General features: G+C 40.4%; 6 protein-coding genes. 5 read left to right on the top strand and 1 reads right to left on the bottom strand.

All coding sequences use genetic code 11. The annotated features are described in order from the left end of the window. Nucleotides 1-151: 151 nt before the first annotated feature. The 5 genes from ACOEN1_RS13275 to ACOEN1_RS13255 all read left to right on the top strand — a co-directional run bounded on the left by ACOEN1_RS13275 (nt 152) and on the right by ACOEN1_RS13255 (nt 1,968). Nucleotides 152-382, top strand: coding sequence for a hypothetical protein (locus tag ACOEN1_RS13275; RefSeq protein WP_422487370.1), 231 nt, complete (start codon nt 152-154; stop codon nt 380-382). Nucleotides 383-385: 3 nt separating this feature from the next. Continuing rightward, nucleotides 386-802 carry a C-GCAxxG-C-C family (seleno)protein gene (locus tag ACOEN1_RS13270; protein ID WP_422487371.1) on the top strand — a complete coding sequence of 139 codons (417 nt, stop codon included), beginning with the start codon at nt 386-388 and terminating at the stop codon, nt 800-802. After that, nucleotides 802-978: a twin-arginine translocase TatA/TatE family subunit gene (locus tag ACOEN1_RS13265; RefSeq protein ID WP_422487369.1), complete on the top strand. Its 177-nt coding sequence runs from the start codon at nt 802-804 to the stop codon at nt 976-978. Before ACOEN1_RS13270 ends, ACOEN1_RS13265 begins: the two co-directional genes overlap by 1 nt. 160 nt (nt 979-1,138) lie before the next feature. After that, entirely contained in the window at nt 1,139-1,792 is a 654-nt protein-coding gene (locus tag ACOEN1_RS13260) for a C-GCAxxG-C-C family (seleno)protein (protein WP_422487368.1), read from the top strand. Then, entirely contained in the window at nt 1,792-1,968 is a 177-nt protein-coding gene (locus ACOEN1_RS13255; RefSeq protein ID WP_422487367.1) for a twin-arginine translocase TatA/TatE family subunit, read from the top strand. The genes ACOEN1_RS13260 and ACOEN1_RS13255 overlap by 1 nt, the downstream gene beginning before the upstream one ends. Nucleotides 1,969-2,021: 53 nt before the next feature. Here the strand turns inward: ACOEN1_RS13255 and ACOEN1_RS13250 are convergent, their stop codons facing one another. Further along, on the bottom strand, nt 2,022-2,510 hold the full coding sequence (locus ACOEN1_RS13250) for a COG2426 family protein (RefSeq protein WP_422487366.1): 489 nt from the start codon (nt 2,508-2,510) through the stop codon (nt 2,022-2,024). Nucleotides 2,511-2,665 lie beyond the last annotated feature (155 nt).

Here is a 2,665-nt window from a genome sequence, read left to right as displayed (position 1 = left end):
AAATAAAAAAAGTCTGAATCAATTCCATTCACAATGATTCAGACTCAACTATCTATTAACTTGCTGCAAAACTCCGGTGTTTAACATAGTGGTAGAATATATTCGTTGAGTATTTTATATACATAAAAACATATTTCAAGGAGGTTACATAATGTCAGAAAACAAACAGATTTCACGTAAGGACTTTATGAAGGGCGTAGGAGTTACCGTTGCTGGAGTTGCAGTTACCGGAGGTCTTGGAGGATTGCTAACAGGATGTGCTGCACCAGAGGCTGCAGCTGATACAACAACTGCTCCAGAGTGGCCATTACCTTACCAAAAAATCGATGCCGATGCTGTAAGAGAAAGAGCTTACAAGGCATATTTCGAAAAGGGTGGCTGAGGTATCGCTGTTTCCGAAGGGTTCTTCGGTGAATTGGCAGAAAAAGTAGGATATCCATTTGATCATATTCCACCACAGGCATTTATAACAGCTGCAGGCGGATATGGACAGGCAAGTCTTTGTGGTACAGTTGGAGTAGCCGCTGCATGTATCGGTTCAGTATGTGATGCTGACACTTCAAAGAAGCTTCTTGCAGAGCTTTCAAAATGGTACAAGGATGCTGAATTCCCTATATACCAGCCAGAAATGGAGCTTCAAACAACTGTAGCGGGATCAATCCAGTGTGATGTTTCAGTAAGTGAATTTATGGACGCAACCGGATTTGAATATGGATCAAAAGAGAGAAAAACAAGATGTGCTGGAACAGCAGCTGATGTTACAGGCAAAATGGTAGAAATGCTTAATGCGGAGCTTGCTTAATGGGTAGATTAGGTGCCCCTGAGCTGATTCTGATTCTTGCAATCGCTCTTGTTATATTTGGACCGTCCAAGCTGCCGGAAATAGGCAAATCACTTGGTAAGGCTCTTGGAGAGTTTAAATCGCAAACCAACAAGGTGACAGAAGAATTTTCAGTAGATGATAAAAAAGAAGCTTAATAATATTTATTTTTAGGAGGATGTCTCGTGCATCCTCTTATTTTGTTATTTTTTTTGTTATTTTTTTCTCAGATTTTGTTGCCATACTTTTTAACTTATGTTAAAATAATACCAGTGTTAAATTTACATATTTCAATTTATCTAAGGGAGGAATTACATAATGTCAGAAAACAAGCAAATTTCACGTAAGGATTTTATGAAGGGCGTAGGTGTTACAGTAGCAGGTGTTGCGGTAACAGGAGGTCTTGGAGGATTGTTAACAGGGTGTGCTGCACCAGAAGCGGCGGCGGATACAACAACTGCACCTGAGTGGCCATTTCCGTACAAGAAACTTGACCCCTCAGCAGTAGAAGCAAGAGCTTTCAAAGGCTATAAAGAAATGGGTGGATGAGGCGTTGGCGTTGCTGAAGGGTTCTTCGGCGAAATGGCAGACGTAGTTGGATATCCATATGATCACATTCCACCAATGGCATTTGTTTCTGCAGCAAGCGGATACGGACAAGCAAGCCTTTGTGGATGTATAGGAGTTGCAGCTGCATGTATTGGTACAGTGTGTGACGCAGATACATCAAAGAAACTTCTTGCAGATCTTTCAAAATGGTACAAAGAAGCAGAATTCCCAATGTATCAACCAGAGGGACTTGATCTTCCAACAACTGTTGCAGGATCAACACTTTGCGAAGATTCAGTAACTCCATTTATGGAGAAAGCAGGAGTTGCTTATGGAGATCCTGAAAGAAAGAGTAGATGTGCTGGTACTACAGCTGACGTAGCAAAGAAAATGGTAGAACTTCTTAACGAGACATTGGCGTAATGGGTAGACTTGGAGCCCCTGAGCTGATTCTGATTCTTGCAATCGCTCTTGTTGTGTTTGGACCATCAAAGCTGCCGGAAATTGGGAAATCCCTTGGAAAGGCACTGGGAGAGTTTAAATCACAGGCTAACAAGGTGACTGAAGAATTTACAGTAGATGAAGAAGCAAAAGGTTAACTAAAAATCAAGAGCTAATAAAAACTGAAATACAGTTTTTATTAGCTCTTTTTTCATGCAACAATATTCATAAAGCCCTTGCTTAAATTTACTATAATGGCTGCTGCAATAAGGTTTCCCACAAAGATTGCAGGAAATGCCCACTTGAATCTAATATCCAACAATGCCGCTGCAAGACTTCCACTCCATACACCCGTCCCAGGCAATGGAATTGCCACTATTACCACAAGAGCCCAAGCACCGTACTTCTGGATTCTGTGTCCATTATTGTTAATAGACTTATCTGTGAGATGGTTTACCAATTTCCTGAATGTCCTTGTCTCTTTAAGATAGTTGAATATTGGTCTAATCGTAAATAGAATAAACGGCACCGGGATCATGCTCCCGATAATACTTATTATAGTGGCATGCATTGGACTAAGTCCAAGGGATATTCCTACTGGTATTGCTCCCCTTAATTCTATTATTGGCATGGCAGCTGTAAGCATTACCGCCAGCTCAATGGATAGGAATTCTATAAGATTTTTAACTATTGCTTCCATTATCTCACCCTGTCATCAGATTTACATCCTGTTCAGTATAACCAACATATGATTCCATGTCAAACCCCTTGTGAAAATCGATAGTGTCAATTTACTGTCGGATAAAAATAATTATAGCTTCTCCGTAATATATTTTAGACTCCTCGTACTGACTT

The sequence above is a fragment of the Gudongella sp. DL1XJH-153 genome, assembly GCF_049310905.1.
Taxonomy (GTDB): Bacteria; Bacillota; Clostridia; order Tissierellales; family Tissierellaceae; genus Gudongella.
This window is presented reverse-complemented; position numbering and strand designations above follow the sequence as displayed.

Bases quoted from the DNA above. Each gene is read 5' to 3' on its own strand.
- ACOEN1_RS13275 (WP_422487370.1), top strand. From the start codon at position 152: ATGTCAGAAAACAAACAGATTTCACGTAAGGACTTTATGAAGGGCGTA.
- ACOEN1_RS13265 (WP_422487369.1), top strand. From the start codon at position 802: ATGGGTAGATTAGGTGCCCCTGAGCTGATTCTGATTCTTGCAATCGCT.
- ACOEN1_RS13255 (WP_422487367.1), top strand. From the start codon at position 1,792: ATGGGTAGACTTGGAGCCCCTGAGCTGATTCTGATTCTTGCAATCGCT.
- ACOEN1_RS13250 (WP_422487366.1), bottom strand. From the start codon at position 2,510: ATGGAAGCAATAGTTAAAAATCTTATAGAATTCCTATCCATTGAGCTG.